At 49.6% G+C, this 17,467-nt stretch carries 9 protein-coding genes; 1 reads left to right on the plus strand and 8 read right to left on the minus strand.

The genetic code is table 11. The features are described from left to right. Positions 1 to 23 precede the first annotated feature (23 nt). The 4 genes from J5A66_RS07185 to J5A66_RS07200 all read right to left on the minus strand — a co-directional run bounded on the left by J5A66_RS07185 (position 24) and on the right by J5A66_RS07200 (position 6,605). Positions 24 to 1,232 carry a lipopolysaccharide assembly protein LapB gene (locus tag J5A66_RS07185; RefSeq protein WP_211789977.1) on the minus strand — a complete coding sequence of 403 codons (1,209 nt, stop codon included), beginning with the start codon at positions 1,230 to 1,232 and terminating at the stop codon, positions 24 to 26. A gap of 338 nt (positions 1,233 to 1,570) precedes the next feature. Then, positions 1,571 to 2,785, minus strand: coding sequence for a hypothetical protein (locus J5A66_RS07190; RefSeq protein WP_211789978.1), 1,215 nt, complete (start codon positions 2,783 to 2,785; stop codon positions 1,571 to 1,573). Positions 2,786 to 2,796: 11 nt separating this feature from the next. Beyond that, entirely contained in the window at positions 2,797 to 5,325 is a 2,529-nt protein-coding gene (gyrA, locus tag J5A66_RS07195) for a DNA gyrase subunit A (RefSeq protein ID WP_211789979.1), read from the minus strand. A 401-nt stretch (positions 5,326 to 5,726) separates the two neighbouring features. Beyond that, positions 5,727 to 6,605 carry a helix-turn-helix domain-containing protein gene (locus J5A66_RS07200; RefSeq protein WP_211789980.1) on the minus strand — a complete coding sequence of 293 codons (879 nt, stop codon included), beginning with the start codon at positions 6,603 to 6,605 and terminating at the stop codon, positions 5,727 to 5,729. 55 nt (positions 6,606 to 6,660) lie between these two features. On the opposite strand from J5A66_RS07200, the gene J5A66_RS07205 reads away from it, so the two are divergent. Further along, positions 6,661 to 6,810, plus strand: coding sequence for a hypothetical protein (locus J5A66_RS07205; protein ID WP_211789981.1), 150 nt, complete (start codon positions 6,661 to 6,663; stop codon positions 6,808 to 6,810). A 40-nt stretch (positions 6,811 to 6,850) separates the two neighbouring features. Here J5A66_RS07205 and J5A66_RS07210 read toward each other — a convergent pair whose 3' ends face one another. The 4 genes from J5A66_RS07210 to J5A66_RS07225 all read right to left on the minus strand — a co-directional run bounded on the left by J5A66_RS07210 (position 6,851) and on the right by J5A66_RS07225 (position 17,130). Continuing rightward, positions 6,851 to 9,220, minus strand: coding sequence for a glycoside hydrolase N-terminal domain-containing protein (locus tag J5A66_RS07210; RefSeq protein WP_211789982.1), 2,370 nt, complete (start codon positions 9,218 to 9,220; stop codon positions 6,851 to 6,853). A 404-nt stretch (positions 9,221 to 9,624) separates the two neighbouring features. Next, entirely contained in the window at positions 9,625 to 10,485 is an 861-nt protein-coding gene (locus J5A66_RS07215; RefSeq protein WP_211789983.1) for a 4-hydroxy-3-methylbut-2-enyl diphosphate reductase, read from the minus strand. Further along, positions 10,482 to 11,546 carry a DUF1573 domain-containing protein gene (locus tag J5A66_RS07220; protein WP_211789984.1) on the minus strand — a complete coding sequence of 355 codons (1,065 nt, stop codon included), beginning with the start codon at positions 11,544 to 11,546 and terminating at the stop codon, positions 10,482 to 10,484. Before J5A66_RS07220 ends, J5A66_RS07215 begins: the two co-directional genes overlap by 4 nt. A gap of 13 nt (positions 11,547 to 11,559) precedes the next feature. Further along, on the minus strand, positions 11,560 to 17,130 hold the full coding sequence (locus J5A66_RS07225; RefSeq protein WP_211789985.1) for an MG2 domain-containing protein: 5,571 nt from the start codon (positions 17,128 to 17,130) through the stop codon (positions 11,560 to 11,562). Positions 17,131 to 17,467 lie beyond the last annotated feature (337 nt).

Genomic DNA, 17,467 nt, shown 5'->3' on the forward strand with positions numbered 1-17,467 from the left:
CTGTGTGTGAAGGAGATGTTGTCTTATTGAGGAATGGTTCGCATCAGCCGGTCCATCTCTTCAAACTCCTTGCCCATATTGAGGTTCAGATAAATGGTGTAGAGCGGCATGGCCCAGAGGGCGGTTTGCGCAGGGGCCAGGGTGCGGAATTTTTCAAGATAAGGCAGGGCGTGCTGGTAGAGGGTTTGAATTTGTTTTCGTTTGGCGCGGGATTGCTTCACGTCTTTTCCCATCTCCACGGCCTGATTGAAGTAAGACAGTCCAGCGTTGAGCCAGGCCTCGGGCAGCGTGGCATTTTGGGCAATGATGCTGTCGCAGACGGCGATGCAGGCTTCGTATTGCTCGAGATTGAGCAGAGCAGTGGTTTTGGCAACAGAGAGCCAGAGGTCTGACCGTTGCTTCTGCCGGGCCTGATCGATGAGGGCATTGGCCGTGGCCCAATCCTTCTGCCGGGAGTAGAACTCGATGAGGCGCGAGTAGAAGAATTGTTCTCCGGGATAGGTTTCAAATCCTATTCTCAAGATTTCGAGATAGCGTGCCGTGTTGTCTTCCATCTGATAGATTTCCGAGAGATATTGCAGCAGTTGTTCGTAGTGTGCGGCGTCTTTCACTGCCAGCGAGAGATGGCGCAGTGCCAGGGGCGGGCGCTGCAATTTGTAGCCGCAATACACGCTCCAGTAGGCTGCTACGGGCATGAGCGGATCGGTCGTAGCGTAATCGTATCCGGCAAAAAGAGGCAGATGGGCGCAATTCAGATAATGGTCGAGAAAGGTGTAGGCCGCTTCGTATTCTTTTCTCCGCAAATGGTACATGCCGCCGTTATAGAGATTCTGCCGATAGAGGTGGAGCGTTTCGGCGTGTCGACGGCGATACTTCAATTTGTCCACAACACCGCCGACATGAACGAGTTCCACCGAGTCGAGCCCTTCGAGGGCACGGAACATTCTTTGCGTCAGACTGAAGATGGCGGCCGTATCGTAGGATTGTTTGAGGTAGAGCCGCTCGTTGCCGGCATCGTATTGTTTTCTGACGACGTCGTAGAGCATGAGCCAGAGTTTCTCGTTCTGTCGACCTGTAGAGTCGGCCAGAAGTCGATACATGGTCTGCTCGGCCTTGTCCAATTCCTTTCCCGTTTTCAAACTGTTACGCACTTTGTCCAGCTCTTTCTTCTGAGCTGAAACCCTGGGGATGAAGGTGATGGCAAGGGTTATGACTATTAAAATTTTCTTCATGTACTCTGTTTTTTCGTGCCTCTGCGGCCATTCTGCGTTATCCTATATATAAAAGGTGTATTTTGTGGTTCTGAAATGTTCGGAAGGCTTCCCTGGCATCCAGCGACGGTTCTGAACATTTCAGAAAGTTTCCCTGGCACCCAGCGGCCGTTCTGAACATTTCAGAAAGCTTCCCTGGCACCCAGTGGCCGTTCTGAACATTTCGGAAAGCTTCCCTGGCACCCAGCGGCCGTTCTGAACATTTCGGAAAGATCTGATGGAAATACGAAAGAGAAGGCACAGAGCGTCAGGCGATACCCACATGCTCTGTGCCTTGCCCCTGGGCAACCCTCTCGGTTCTACTTATTAAGCAGAGCCTCGAGCGTCTTGGTGCGCTGGTCGGCAGCACCGTAGTTCACGTAGTAGCACTGGTAGAGCGGATAGCTCCAATTGGCTTTCTCACGATTGGGATCCAGGTCTTTGGCCTGCTCCAAAAAGCCCATCGACTCTTTGTAGAGTGCTTTCTGCGCGGGGACGTCGCCGTTGATGGCTGCGGCTTTCGAGTTGATGCAGAAACCCAAGTAGGTGAGGATGATGACGTTGGTGGGATCGATACTGATGGTCTGCTTGAAAGAGGCAATAGCCTCGTCCCACTGTCCGGCGTTCATCTCGCCCTGTCCTTTCAAAGCCCAGGCGGTGGAGTTGCGAGGTTCTGCCGAGAGTTTCGAAGAGACGAGCTGATTCATCTCGTTTTTCATGTTCAAGCTGCTGTACATATTGGCCAGCGTTCCGAAAATCATGTCGTTCTTCGAGTCTTTGGCATAAAAGTCTTTCAGACGGTTGAGGTAGGCCAGCGAGTCGTCCCGCGTCTTGAGTTGCTGCTGCGCGATGTAGAACTTCAGACTAAGCGCATCCTTATACTCGGCCGTATCCTTGAGGGCTACGTCGAGATAGCGGTCGGCAGCGGCATAGTCTTTCTCTTGAATGGCGTAACGAGCGGCAAAACCAGACACCTGACCTACGTATGGATCGGGCTGCTTGTTGGGCATATCCTGAAAGAGGCTTGCCTCGGAACTGGTGGTATACTGTCCCCAAAATTTCAATACGTCGGCCGTATTTCCTCGTTGAGCCGCTTCCTGTCCGGCATTCACCAGATAGACGCGCAGATTGTACAGACGATTCTGATTGGAGGTGTGGAACCGGGGCTTCACCTTTCCTTTCTCGTTGGGCCGTTGGTCGTACTTGTCGCACTCAATGGCGTTGTCGAGCGCATCGTTGATGGCGTTGTAAAAACCCAACGTGTCGTAGGCCTCTACCTTACCTTGCTTGAACTGCTCGGCCATCTGATTGGCGTTGATGGTGTTTTGCTCTTTGTTGATTTTCTCAAAAGAGAGATCTACCAGTTTGTTGTAAGCCTTGGCTTTGTCGGCATCGGTCATGCCGGAAAGATTGCTTTTCAAAAGTGCCTGAGCGTCGGCATAAGTCTTTGCTTTCAAGACTTCTTTTACCGCATCTTGCGCAAATGCCGCTGACGATGCTGCGAACATCAGGGCTATCATCATAACTTTTCTCATAACTGTATTTTTTAGAATTGAATATTTGTTTCATCTACTTGTTCCTCGATCGCCTCGCTTTCCGTTTCGTCTGCTTCCGGCTCAGCATGCATCACCTTGCAAACGCTGGCAATAACATCGTTCTTCTTGGTAAGGTTGATGAGTCGAACGCCTTGCGTGGCACGGCCCATCACGCGGAAGGATTCCACGGCCAGGCGGATGGCGATGCCGCTTTTGTTGATAATCATGAGGTCGTTCTCGTCGGTGACGTTCTTGATGGCCACCAACTTTCCGGTTTTGTCTGTGATGTTGAGCGTCTTTACACCTTTTCCGCCTCGGTTGGTACGGCGATAGTCGGCCACGAGCGACCGCTTGCCGTAACCTGTTTCGCTTACCACCATCACCGTTTCCGTCTTGGCATCGTTCACAACAATCATGCCCACTACGGCATCATCGTCTCCATCAAGACGCATACCGCGTACGCCGGTGGCTGTTCTTCCCATCGTGCGAATGGTCGACTCGTCGAAATAAACGGCACGACCGTTGCGGTTGGCCATAATCAACTCGTTCTTTCCGTTGGTCAGACGAACATCCACCACTTCGTCGCCATCGGCAATGGTAATGGCATTAACGCCGTTGGCACGCGGACGCGAATAAGCCTCAAGACTCGTCTTCTTCACCGTTCCATTCTTCGTGGCGAAGACAATGAAGTGATTTTGCACAAATTCGGCATCGTCTAACCCTTTCACGCGCAAGAATGCATTGACGGCATCATCAGCATCAATATTAAGAAGGTTTTGTATAGCGCGACCTTTCGAGGTCTTGTCGCCCTCGGGTATTTCGTAACACTTCAACCAATAACAACGACCTTTCTTCGTGAAGAAAAGCATCGTTTGGTGCATCGTGGCCGGATAGATGTATTCAGTAAAGTCTTTATCGCGAGTCTGGGCTCCTTTGCTGCCCACTCCGCCGCGGGCTTGCTCGTGAAACTCGGTGAGCGGCGTGCGCTTGATATATCCCAGATGACTCACGGTGATAACCACCGGGTCGTTGGGATAAAAATCTTCGGCGTTGAACTCGTGTTCGTCGGGAATAATTTCCGTGCGACGCTCGTCGCCGAACTTCTCTTTCACACCCAGGAGTTCTTCTTTCATCACGCGCTTGCACTCTTCGGGGTCGTCGAGAATCAGCTGTAGACGTGCGATTAGTTCTTCAAGTTCTTTGTACTCGGCATGCAACTGCTCAATGCGCAAGCCCGTGAGCTGCGATAGACGCATGTCTACAATGGCTTTACTCTGCAACTCGTCGAGTTCGAAACGTTTTTCCAAATTACGTTGAGCATCCGAGGGAGTCTTACTACTACGGATGATGCGCACCACCTCGTCGATGTTGTCGCATGCAATAATCAAACCTTCGAGGATGTGTGCACGTTCCTGTGCTTTTTTCAAATCGTATCGGGTTCGACGGATGGTGACGTCGTGGCGATGCTCCACAAAATACTTCACACATTCTTTGAGCGTAAGCAACCGCGGTCTACCGTTCACCAAGGCGATATTATTCACCGAGAACGAACTTTGCAGCTGCGTCATCTTGAACAGCTTGTTGAGCACGACATTGGCGTTAGCATCTCGTTTCACATCTACCACGATACGCATTCCTTGTCGTCCCGATTCGTCGTTCGCATTGGAGATACCTTCCAGTCGACCTTCTTTCACCAGGTCGGCAATATTTTCAATGAGCTGCGCCTTGTTCACGCCATAAGGAATCTCCGTCACTACGATTTTGTCGTGACTGTCGTCGCTTTCAATCTCGGCCTTAGCCCGCAAGACAATACGTCCACGCCCCGTTTCGTAAGCATCTTTCACCCCTTGCAATCCATAGATATAGGCTCCGGTGGGGAAATCGGGAGCTTTGATATGCAGCATCAAGCCTTCTGTATCTATTTCGGGATTATCGATATAAGCACAACAACCATCAAGCACCTCGCTCAAATTGTGTGTAGGCATGTTGGTGGCCATACCGACAGCGATACCGTTGCCACCGTTTACCAGCAGATTAGGAATCTTCGTAGGCATTACCTTCGGTTCTTGAAGGGTTGCATCGAAGTTATCGTCCATATCTACCGTTTCTTTCTCCAAGTCGTCCATGATGCGCTCTCCCAACTTGGATAGTCGGCACTCGGTATAACGCATCGCCGCAGCAGAATCGCCATCTACGCTTCCGAAGTTTCCCTGTCCGTCCACCAGTGTGTAACGCATGTTCCAGTCTTGAGCAAGTCTCACCAGAGCACCATACACCGATGAGTCGCCATGTGGATGGTATTTACCCAGCACATCGCCCACCACGCGCGCGCATTTCTTGTAAGGCTTGTCGCTGGTGTTACCCAATCCTAACATACCATAGAGTATACGTCTGTGCACCGGTTTGAATCCGTCTCGCACATCGGGAAGGGCACGCGCCACGATGACCGACATACTATAGTCAATATACGAGGATTTCATTTCCTCCTCTATATTGATCTTCATAATCCTGTCTTGATCGATTGTCTGATTTTCGTCCATTTAAATGATGATGTTTTATTGAAAAATTCGCTGTAATGCCGTTTTATTTTCTCTCTAAGCACTTTGGTGCTTGTTTTACAAGGTGCTAAATTACGACATTTTTCCGAGCAACAGAAACTTTTAGAACGAAAATACGCCAAAAGATGCCCACATAAGTTCCACTCAGATGTGCAAGTCGTCTCTATCTTTCAAACAAAAGCCTAAGAAACTCTTGAGAAAGTGGAAAAGTGGAAGCGAATAAGCGAGAAAATGAAAAATGCCAAACAAAGTGTTTCGGCTATACCCTTACCTCTTAGAAAATTCCAACAGGTAAGGTCTTCTGCCATTTTCTCTCTGGCCAAAAAGCTGGAGGAGGCAGTTATTGTGGAAAAGAAGGCAGGTGATAAGATACCGTTTCTACCTTATCTTTTCCTGTATTGAGACGGTGATACGCCAACTTGCTCTTTAAAAAACTTCCCAAGAAAACTTTGATTGGGGAAGTTGAGTTCTTGCGCAATCTCTTTCACACTCTTCGTAGTGTTCTTGAGTTGCACCCTCAATTCCAGTGTAATATATTTGTCTATCCACTGGTTGGGTGTGCGTTTGCTGACATTTCTCACCGTTTCAGAGAGATATTTGGGCGTGATACCCAACTGTTCACCATACCAACTCACCCTTCTCTCCTTTTTAAAGTTCTGCTCCACCATCTTGATAAACTTTGTAAAGATGGCTTCTGCTCGGGTTTTCTTTGTGTTGGTAGCTTCTTGTACGCGATAGATGGCATCCGATGCATTATAGATCATCGTTGTAATCATCGAGCGTACAGCATCTTTTCGGTAGCGATGTCCCGTTTGTCTCATCTTCTTTTCTATGAGCGAGAGGTGTTGCAACATCTCTCTACCTTCTTCTTCTTTAAGAACAAAGTTGGGATTGGTTCTTGAGAAGAGGATGAGCGATGAGAGTTCGTGAATTCCCATGATGATTTCGTTGGTGAAATCTTTCGACAATAAGATGGCGATGCCTTTGCAATCGCTGCTGAACTCTCCGCTGTTGAAGATCGGGCCTGCCGGAATAATCAAGATATGGTTAGGTTGCAGGTCATAACGGATGGTGTCTACCGTATACTGGGCATTGCCTTGGGCGCAAATAGCCAATGCTAAGCATTGCATTTTGTGCGGCCCCATGAGGGCAGTGAGCTTGTTGAGGTCGTCGACGAACACCAAATCATCGTCCATACTCACAACTTCACATGCTTTTTTGACAATAGGTATTGTCAAGTCATTTAACTGTAGTTTACGCATCTCTTTTCCTTTTATTTGGCAAATATAGGCAAATAAAAAGACAAAAGCAAGCGATTTGACAAAAAAAACAACCAAAAAAGAGCTTATCCTACTTATCAAAAAGTATACTTCTGATATAGGACAAGTTCTTATTCCATTCTTTTCCGATTGTGTTGTTTTTGTGTTTGAAAGCGGTTTTGGCTGCTGTGGATTTAAAGGTGTTTGAAAAGTGAATTTTAATGGGTTGTTTTTCGCCAAGGGGAGTTCTACTTCAAGGTTCTCTCTTGACCGGCTTTGAAAGTCAGGCTCTTTCGTTTTCCATTGTAAGCCACCGTTACAGTTCCGCCGACACGGCTTTTTATTCTGGCACGAGTCACCTGTCCATCCTTCCAATCCATATCTATCACGAATCCGCCGCGGGCACAAATTCCTTTCACAGAGCCCGTTTTCCATGCCGAAGGCAGAGCCGGCAACAACCGAATACCCTCCGCACTCTGCACCAACATCTCGCAAATGCCGGCCGTTCCGCCGAAATTTCCGTCGATTTGGAAGGGCGGATGCGCATCGAAGAGGTTGGGATAGGTACCCCCGCTGTGGCGTTTGTCGGCTCCGGTATAATGATCTGGCGAGACATAAGTCAGCAGTTTTTGGAAAAGCCGATAAGCCTTTTCGCCCTCATCGAGCCTTGCCCAGAGATTGATACGCCATCCGGTGCTCCAACCCGTTGTCTCATCACCCTTTTGTTCCAGTGTTTTGCGTGCCGCCTGGGCCAGTTCCGGCGTCTTGGCGGGCGAGATGTGGTGTCCGGGATAAAGCCCTATCAAATGCGACTGATGGCGGTGTTGCGGATCGAAATCGCGCCAGTCGTCATACCATTCGTTGAGATCGCCATCCTTACCTATTATATATGGGCGCAGCCGAGCCAGCGTTTCGCGCAGTTTTCGGCTATATTCCGTTGAACCGTTGTGAAGCAGTTCAGTGGCCGTTATCGTGTTAGCAAACAGTTCTCTCAGAATGGCGAGGTCGGCACTTCCTCCATATAGCGTCGTGCCATGATAGCCTTGGGGAGTGATATATTCGTTTTCGGGCGACGTACTCGGAGCGGTGATCAGTTCGCCGGGGCAATGTGGATTCTCTACAAGCCATTTCAGCATGAAGTCGCAAGCTCCTTTCATCAGCGGATAGGCCGTTTCCGAGAGATAACGGCGATCTTGTGTAAAGGCGTAATGCTCCCAAACATTGCTCAGAAGCCATGCTCCGCCCAAGTTCCAGTTGGCCCATTCCGGACTTTCACGCTTCTCTCCAACAGGATTTGTCATAGCCCAGGCATCCGAGTTGTGGCTCGAACACCAGCCCTCCTCTATGCCATAATAGTTTCGGGCCGTGTATTTCCCGTTCTCCGAGAGGGCCTTGACCAGTCCCACCAGCGGCATGGCCATCTCCGAAAGGTTGGCCACTTCGGCCGGCCAGTAGTTCTCTTCCAAGTTGATATTGACGGTATAGTTGCTTCGCCAGGGAGCCTTGAGATGTGGATTCCACACTCCTTGCAAGGTGGCAGGCAAGCCCGGAGTGCGCGATGAACTGATGAGCAGATAGCGTCCGAACTGAAAATAGAGCATCTCCAAGTAGGGATTGCCGCCCCCCTGGTCGGTATAATCCTTGAGTTGCTGCTCGGTAGTACGGCGGGTGTCGAACTTCGCCCCGGCCAACTGCCAGCTCATCCTACCGAACAGCCGCCGGTAGTCTGCCGTGTGTCTTTGTTTCAGTTCGTCGAAAGAGCGGTTTTCTATTCGCCGAAGATCGGCTTCAGCTTCTTCAACATAGGGTGCACCCTGCCTCACGGGGTGTTGGTCAAATCCATGATAGCTGGTTTCGTTGACAAGATAGATCGTTGCCTCAGACACCTCTTTTAATATAAGGCCATCGCCATCGGCCGTAACGGTGCCGCCATGAGCCTTCACCTGCAAAATGTTGCAAAACTGAATGGTATTTTCCGCTTCGCCCATGGCATGACCTTTCACCACGATGCGATGGCCCATGGCTGCCGACTGATGCGGCAACAACGAAGAAAGCCACAGGCGGCAGCTAAGGGCATGCGCCTTGTTGGCTGTGAGACGAATGACGATGGCTCGATCGGGATGCGATGCCAGGTACTCTCTTCGATAGACAACGCCGCCTTTCTGATAGTACACCTTTGCCAGGGCGCTGTCCAAATCCAGCTCTCGGCGATAGTGGTCTGCCTGTGTTGAACCGTTCAAATGGTCGATATGCAGGGTGGTAAGGGGTTGATAATAGGCAGAATTATGCCCTTGCACATACAGTTGCAGCGAGTCGGCCAGTTGATAGTTTTCGCTGAAGAGTGCTTCCCTTATTTTTGGAATCCATCGATGGGCTTCTTTATCCTCGTTTCGATCTACCGGTTGGCCCGTCCACAGCGTGATGTCGTTGAGCTGGACCACTTCTTTCTCTACACCACCGTAGACCAATGCACCGAGTTTACCATTGCCCAGGGGCAGCGATTCTTCAAAAAACGTAGCGGGACGGTCGTACCATAACTTCATCGGCAGGCGTTGTGCGCTTGCTGAAAGCGACATCCCTGCCATCAAAAGTAGAGAAATAAGACATCTGTTCTGCATGAAAAATGGGGTTAGGTGGGTAAAATCGGACTTGTTCGTTGGGTCATTACAAAGATATTGTCTACCACAAAAATAACCATTATTTTCTGAATACCCACTCATGGTCGCTTTATTTTTTCGTTTGCAAAAGAAAAAGACACGTCTTGGCTCGCATACAACCACGTGGGCATGCTGCATTTTTCCTAGAGGTGTTTCCAAACGACCCTATTTTTACCGAAAAAGGTTCACCGGAACATTCTCTGTTTCTGGTCTCCTTTCTATCCTGTTGTTTTTCAGGCATTTACACAATGCCGTGTAAAAGCTAAGCTTTCGCATGCCATTTTCTTAGCTTTTAAGATGCGTTTTCTTAGCTTTTGCCCGCCGTTTTCCTAGCTTTTGCAAAGTATGGACTTGTGATGCACCAATCATCGGGCATGTGCCAGGATATAATCCCGACACTCTTCCATGAGCCATTTGGGCGTACTGGTGGCTCCGCAGATGCCCACGGTGTTGGCCTTTGCCAACCACGCGAGGTCTATTTCTCCGGCATTCTCGATGTGATAGCTGTTGGGATTCACGCTTTTACACTCGTTGTAAAGCACCTTTCCGTTGCTGCTTTTCCGCCCACTCACGAACAAAACCACGTCGTGCTGGGCTGCAAAGCGTTTGATATTGGGCATACGGTTGGCCACCTGACGGCAAATGGTGTCGAAACTCTTAAAGATGGCTCCCTGGCGGATATGGGCCTGGATGTATTCGATGATGCGATGAAACTCGTCAAGGCTCTTTGTGGTTTGAGAGTAGAGGTAGATGTCTTTCGAAAAGTCGAGTTGGGTCACCTCATCGAAGTGTTCTATCACGATGGCCTCGCTCTTTGTCTGTCCCACTAAGCCCAGAACTTCGGCATGTCCGTTCTTTCCGAAAATCACGATTTGTGCATCCGGATTGTTGAAAAACTGTTTTTTGATGCGCTTTTGCAACTGGAGCACCACAGGACAGGTGGCATCTATAATCTCGATGCGATTGCGTTTGGCCAATTCGTAGGTCTCGGGGGGCTCGCCATGAGCCCGTAAGAGCACTTTCACATCGTGCAGATCTTTGAGCTGTTCGTGGTTGATGGTGATCAGTCCCATCTCCGTGAGGCGTTCCACCTCCATGCCGTTGTGCACGATGTCTCCTAAACAATATAGTTTTTTACCTGCGGAGAGTTCCTCTTCTGCCTTTTTGATGGCCGTGGTCACACCGAAACAAAATCCGCTTCCGTTGTCTATCTCTACCTGAATCATTTCACCTGAATGGTTATGGTCACTTTTGGCCGATCGGGGTCGTTGGTTATCATGAGTACGCGAGGCGTGGTTCGTGCGTTGCGCAGTTGCTTCTCGTCTGCCGTGATCTTGAGTTTGGCCGTCTCTCCGGGTTCAATCTTGGTTTTGTTGAGCGAGAGATGAAGTCCCGCTGTAAACATTTGCAGCGAGCGAATGTCTAACGTCGACTTCCCCGTATTGGCAATATCGATTTCTCCTTTCTTCACTTTCCTTCCGTCTACCGTGCCAAAGTCGAGGGTGGTGGCAGAGAGCTGGATTTGCGGAGCCTGTGCCTTTGCCGCCGAAGAGAGATCGTCGAAGTTGGGAAGAAGCACCGCCGAGATGCCTATCTCTTTGCTGGCGGACACTTTATCGCCGGGAAACATACCGAGATAGACGGTGGTTTGAGTCAGTCCGAGGTTGCGCAGAGCGCGCGAATCGAGCGTAATGGTGGCCACGCCGCTATGTCCCGGTCGGATGTTCGAGGGCGACACCTCGGCCTTGAGGTAGGCTGGCAGGTGCATCAAAACGGGCTGAACCGACTTGTCGGACGTGTTCATGAGGTGTATTTTCTGGGTGGGCCGGTCGCCACGGTTCACATCGTCGAATTCGATATGGGTCTTTTCTGCCAAGATGTTGCCCAGTTTGAAAGGATAACTGCCCGAATAATCCACCACTTCTTCTACGACAATGCCTTTGAGAGTGAGTATCAAGGGCTCTTTTTGGCCACTTCCATAAAGGGCTATCTGCTTGTTGAAATGCCCCATCTGCGCCGCATCGTAAATGGCACGCACCTTAAATGCTGCACCGGAGGCTATCTCGCCCTGTGGATATGCTACCGAGGTGCAACCGCAACTCTTCCTTACCTCGTCGATACGCAGGGTTTTCCCACTCTTGTTTCTTACATCGAATTCTGCCGTTACAGGCATGCGGTAGACCACTTGTCCGCAATCGATCGATTGGCTAACCGCCTCTAACCCCTGCGCAGAGGCCGAAACAACTGCCGACAGTAGAACCACAATTATTAAAAAACGTTTCTTCATCCTTATGTTTTGCTTATTTCACGTTTAAAATCTGTGCCTTCGTGCGAGCCATATAGGCCGGACTGTAGGCGCATTGCACAGTGCAGGTGCCCGTGGAGAAGGTTCCACGGCGGTCGATATAATATTCTGCCTCGAACGTATGCTTCCCTTTCGACAGACCGTCTATATAATAATAGGTGGCGTTATCGCGCGGAGTGCAGTAGTAACCCCAACCGTATCCGCTGAGTTGTCGCACCGGTTCCATGCAGGCAGCTCGCTTGTCGACAATCTGAACGAAGTCATAGTCGCGGTCGGCAACCACAGTGATGCGCACTTTTACTTTGTCGCCCACCTTCAATTCGCCGGTATTTAAAATCTCTCGGCTGATGGTCAGGCCCATGGAAGCATCGGCTATGTCGGTGGTTTTCTGCATAAACTGCGCATAAACGGCTCCCCACGATGTGCCCATCGAAGTCTTATCAGCGGAGAAAGTCTTGAGGTTGGCTCCCGTGGTCGTGACCTTTACATAACCTAAACCAGCCGTTGCCTGAGGCAAACTGAGCGATTTGCCGTTGACGGAGAGCCGTGTTTGAGAGGCGGAAGTCTGCCGTAGCGTTTCCATATTGCCGTCGAGGAAGGCGTAAACAGCATTCGAACTGTTGATGGGGGTGTCCCAAACCTGTGTTCGTTTCTCTTGTAGCAACCAGCGTTTGAGATCGTCTAAGGTCTGAGTATCTTCCGGTTCAATCGCCTTAATGGCCTCGATGGCAGCTACTTGGGTAGGGATCTTGTAGTCGAACCAACTGTAATAGGCATTCGGAGTGTCAAAATAACGTCCCATTTCTTCCTTATATACCATATATTCGCGGATGCTTTGGAGATATTCTTTGCCTTGAACAACATGTCCATTCTTAGCCAATATCACGGCCGAAACAGCTTTTCCGTATATCGTTAGGTCGATTGTCTGCTTCGAAAGTCGGTCGATCATGTAGTCGCGGTCCTCTCTTACGCTACCATAATATACAGGATCGGTGAGCGAACTAAGGTAAAGATAGCGCACAGCCCACTCGCTTGGGCGCACATTTTTCCAACCTTCCTTTTCTTGTTTTCTCATTTCAGCGGCCTCTTTCCTTATGTTTTTGTTCATGAAGCGGAACGAACGATTCACATATCTGTCGGTGTTGGCTTCGCTGCCAATCATCGTTTGCAACCGAACAAGCATCTCTGCTACCGCCATCGTTACGTAAGAACTGCCTCGCATACCGGGAAACCAACTCCAAGAGCCATCCGGATTCTGAAGCTTTTGAAGTTTGTCGATACAGGTTTGCAGGCGTTTGCCTATGCTATTCTCATCGAAATAACGAATCAGAGCTAACTTTTGTTGCGTCTCATTATAAGCGTCGACCACCCAAGGAGTCTCATCCAAGATCACCGTTTTCAGCTCTTCGTTTTTCTGTAGATGGCTCATCAGCGAGGTTTCTCTACCTTGTTCCTGCTTCCACAGTGCAATTGTGCGTTTGATTTCGGGCACATTGGTCAGCAGATAACGGGCAATACTGTTGGCATAATAAGCCGTAGCAAGACTGATGGCATCGTCTTCGTGCACCTCACTGACGTAAGGTAGGGCCTGAATCATCAACCAAGCAGGATTGTTGGTGTATTCGATGGTGAGTCGATTGCCGGGCTCTTTCACCGCAAAAAGCTTTTCCAAATCAATCGTCTTGATGCCTTTCGTCACTTGTGTAAAGGCTATACTGTTGGTCACTCGTTCTTTATCAGACAATACAGGAAGGTAATGTTGCTCGCCATCACTGTAACCTTTTCCTACAATCGACAAGCGACAAATCCACACATGTGTGCCTAATCGATAAAGAGAAGAACCTTGCAAGAGATTGAGGTCAAAGTCTACGCTACTTGTTTCGCCCGCTTTCACAGTGCAATTCTTCGTGGCAAAATAAACCATACGGTCGGTTTCGGGATCAATCAGTTCGATTTTTGCCGTGCCGGTAACATCTTTTTCCGATGTATTAAAGAGTTTTGCAGCCAACAATCCTTTGTCTCCCAGACGCAAAAAGCGAGGCATATTAGGTTGAATAATGACTGTTTTCTTCGCAATAGCTTCTCCTTCGAGTGCAGTATGATTCATTTCCTTGTCGGTTGCTAAGCTCATGAATCGCCAAGTGGTGATACTCTCAGGCAGAGTAAACTGAATAGAGACATCGCCTGCTTGATCTGACGTGAGCGTTGGATAGAAAAAGGCCGTCTCGTTGAGGTTTTCTCTTATTGAAACGTTCGTTGTAGGCGAATCATTAGCTGCATTCGAGTCTTTATTGGCTTCGTCGTTGCCGACCGCATCCTTTGCTTGCACGACCGAACCGGTCATCATTACCTTCCTCGTAGCAGGTTCTGCTAAGATGGCAAATTCGCCATTGGCATCCTTACCAGCCATCTTTTCCATGGCCATATCTTTCAGTTCAGCCTCTGCATAGGAAGCGGAAGCCCTCTTACTACCAAGTGCTCGCGAGAACATATAGCTTATTTGTTCATACCAATTCAGCTCGAATATGCGGAAATTATAGAAATCCAAGTTTTCCACCTCTAAGTCAGTAGTTGGCATTTCTGTGTCGTATACCTCCGACTCAGAAGAAAGTCCCGCATCCCATCGGGCATTTGGCAGACTCAACCCATAGCCTAAGTGAAGACTCCAGCGATGTTTCACCATCTGTTCAAGCGATTGATCATACATCGTAGCCATGACTTGCGCAGTGGCGGGCCGTCCATCAGGATACTTCAGATGAAGAGTCCACTCCTCTTTCTGGCCCGGAGTGAGTTTGTTTCGGAAGGTTTTCCACTCGGCAATAAGCCGTTTATCGGGCATGGCGCGAGTGATCGCGAAATGCTCCGTGTAGAAACAACCATCTTTCACCCAGGCATAAGTCAGCACAATGCCGTCTCCATACTCAGGTCGATAGGTAAACTGCTCATTGAGCAATGAATTGTCGATGATTTTCACCCCAGATTCCAACGCCTTTTGGCCCGAGAAAATAGAGTAGAACACCCGCAAGTCATCTTGCGAAGAGCCCAATTGTATCTGCACAGGACGGCCATCTCGGCGGAAAGAAGCCGACGACTGATAGCTCCACATCTTCGTTTCGACCACGGGTTTCGTGTCTTGCAAGGTGAAGAGAACAAAGTCTTGCTCTACCGTATCCGTCTCGCAGATAGCCTTGAAGTGGTGCTTTCCAACGGGCAGAGCCGAGACATCGAAAGGAATTGCCTGATTGGTAGCGGCATCGTCGCTTATCTTCACCTTATTTATATAGTAGCGAACACGCCCTTCAAGGTCTACTCCGGCCGCATTTTTAAACGTGAACACGATGCTTTTCAGACTATCTTTCTCTATCTTTTGCGGCAGATTGCACATCAGAGCTGTGGGTTTACTACCCAAAGGCAGACTGATGCTTCCTTGTCGGCTCTCTCCTCCGAGGTCGGTAACGGTTGCCGACACTTCGAAAGAATAGAAACCCACTTTCGTTCTGCCCTTAGGCAATTGCATCGGAACCCGAACCTTGAATCCGCCTTCGGCATTGGTCGTGTCCGTCGACGAGAAAACTTGCTCCGCCTCTATGCTTCCGCCATACCACGACCACCAAAAGGCCGACCGCCGCGTCACCGTATAGCTCACTTTAGCCCCTTGGACAGGCACGCCGGCATAAGTCTTAGCATGGGCAACAACTTCCACCGTGTCGCCTGCCGCATATTTTTGGTTCACCTCGGGGAAGGAAACCTCGAATGTAGGACGTTTATATTCTTCTACACGGAACCAAACATTGCCTGGATTTCCATAACTGCTACGAATACTAAACTGACCTGTAAGCTTACCTGTAGGCAGAGAAAACTCGGTATGTGCCTTTCCGAAAGCATCTGTTGTCACCTCTTTCTCCTCTATCACCTTATAGTTGGCATCATAAAGTTTGAGTTGAAAAGTAGCATTGGCCTTAGCTTTTCGTTCCAAATCCGGACCTTTATCGAACACGATAGCAGCCACTTGCACCGTCTGTCCCGGTCGATAGATGCTCCGATCGGTGTAAAGGAACGCCGATGTGCCCCTTTTGTTGGAAGAATAAAAGCTATAACCGGCCTCGTAACTACACTCTTTGAAAGCTTTGTCGGTAGGCGTATAGACGTAGATCTCACTGGGTTCTCGTTTCGAACAACTGTACATCACTTCCCCGTTCTCACCGCAGGTCAGCGTTTCGATCTTGGTTTTCTCGCTGTAATAGTCGTAAGTTTTGAGTCGCACCTGCGCATTGGGCACGGGATGTCCCGTTGTAGCGTCTACCACCACCATGCGAACCTTTTTTCCTGGCTGTTCTTCCAGCAGCGGAAGCACATTGCTCACATACAGCAAACTGCGTATCGGCTTCACCTTTGGGTTGTCGGCAGCGAGCTCAAGCAGATAAACACCCACGGGAAGTGCCGCCACAGCCACCGAGTCGTTGGTGAGTTGATACTCGGCCTTGCCGTGATAGTTGCGCACACAAGCAGCTTCCGGCACCGGCTTCATACGCTTTCGCAAGGCAGCATACACTTTACTGTTGTTCGGATCGCCCTTATAATCGCCCGAGAAAGGCAGTCGCCACACATGGAGCGAGATGGAACGAACGTTTCGCACCTCGTTCAAAGGCACATAGAAAGCCCTTCCTGGGATGGCCGTAGGGCGCACTTCGGCAGAGAAAGAAGGATTGGTCAGCCCCCGATAAACATTGCGTAGGGTGTTCATTCCCTTCCAACTGCCCCACCGAGACAAGGCGTAGTCGATATACCTCACCAATTCTTCGATGGGAATATGGGGTGTATTGGCCATTCGTTGATAGCGCATGATGGCCAGTTCGCCGGCCTCGGGCAAGTCGGAAAAGAGGTTGATGAACGAATCGAGCTGCTGAACATAGCGCGATTGGTTCAGCGGCAGTCCCCTCTCTTCTTCACTTTCTTTCAACATCTCGCTGGCGCAGATGCAGGCTGCGGCACGATTTCCCACCGCCCAATAATAGTCGTAGAGGGTGCGATACTCGCCGGCAGCAAAACCGATGACGTGCAACAGATCGTTGTTGAAGATTCTGCTGTCTACTCCTTTCGTCAATAACGGTTCATACTGACTGGCCTGTACGGCGGCCAACAACGACGGGTTTTGCATCGAACGCTGAAAACAAGCCTTGCTTTTCTCCCCGGCTTGATCGAAAGAAGTGCTGTTATAGCTGTAGATCTGACCCAAAACCGACTCATAGACGGCTCCCAACACAGCATCTTCTGCTTGTGCCTGATGAGCTGCTTGCTCGATTCGTTCCATCTCGCTTTTGAGTGAATCGGGAGCAATCGACACCTGAAGCTTCGCCTTCAGCACGCCGGCTCTGAGCACATCGCCATACAGTCGTTCGTTTTTTGCGCACTGTTCGATTTGTTGCAGCACACCCATTGCCGTCTTGGGCAAGTCTTTTGCCATGGCCATTTGATATTGTGTCCACAACGTGTGACAGTTTTCGGCAAACATCGAGACGCCCATCATCAATAGTCCTATCACGCTGCATAGTCTTGTTTTTCTCATAACGCACCAACTCTACATAAATATTACTATTGCAAAAGTAAGGAAATAAAATTATACTTCAAAACTTCCATCCCGATAAATGGGTGCTGAGCCCGGGCGTGCTCTTCGACACAGAGACCTGCAAGAGTGGCTCCAAGCCCCCGACTGCTGGTCTTTTGAGCGTCCTCTTTTCGTCTTCTTCTAAGGGAAAGAAAAGATCCTAAAAATCAGTCACTTACAAAACCATTTCCAAAAGCTAAGAAAACACATGTCAAAAGCTAAGAGAATGCCATGCAAAAGCTAAGAAAACGCACGACAAAAGCTAAGAGATGGAACGATCTCCTCTTCGGCATCACCC

The sequence above is a fragment of the Prevotella sp. oral taxon 475 genome (genome assembly GCF_018127805.1).
Lineage (GTDB): Bacteria > Bacteroidota > Bacteroidia > Bacteroidales > Bacteroidaceae > Prevotella.

Bases quoted from the DNA above. Each gene is read 5' to 3' on its own strand.
- J5A66_RS07185 (WP_211789977.1), bottom strand. From the start codon at position 1,232: ATGAAGAAAATTTTAATAGTCATAACCCTTGCCATCACCTTCATCCCC.
- J5A66_RS07190 (WP_211789978.1), bottom strand. From the start codon at position 2,785: ATGAGAAAAGTTATGATGATAGCCCTGATGTTCGCAGCATCGTCAGCG.
- gyrA (WP_211789979.1), bottom strand. From the start codon at position 5,325: ATGGACGAAAATCAGACAATCGATCAAGACAGGATTATGAAGATCAAT.
- J5A66_RS07200 (WP_211789980.1), bottom strand. From the start codon at position 6,605: ATGCGTAAACTACAGTTAAATGACTTGACAATACCTATTGTCAAAAAA.
- J5A66_RS07210 (WP_211789982.1), bottom strand. From the start codon at position 9,220: ATGCAGAACAGATGTCTTATTTCTCTACTTTTGATGGCAGGGATGTCG.
- J5A66_RS07215 (WP_211789983.1), bottom strand. From the start codon at position 10,485: ATGATTCAGGTAGAGATAGACAACGGAAGCGGATTTTGTTTCGGTGTG.
- J5A66_RS07220 (WP_211789984.1), bottom strand. From the start codon at position 11,546: ATGAAGAAACGTTTTTTAATAATTGTGGTTCTACTGTCGGCAGTTGTT.
- J5A66_RS07225 (WP_211789985.1), bottom strand. From the start codon at position 17,130: ATGAGAAAAACAAGACTATGCAGCGTGATAGGACTATTGATGATGGGC.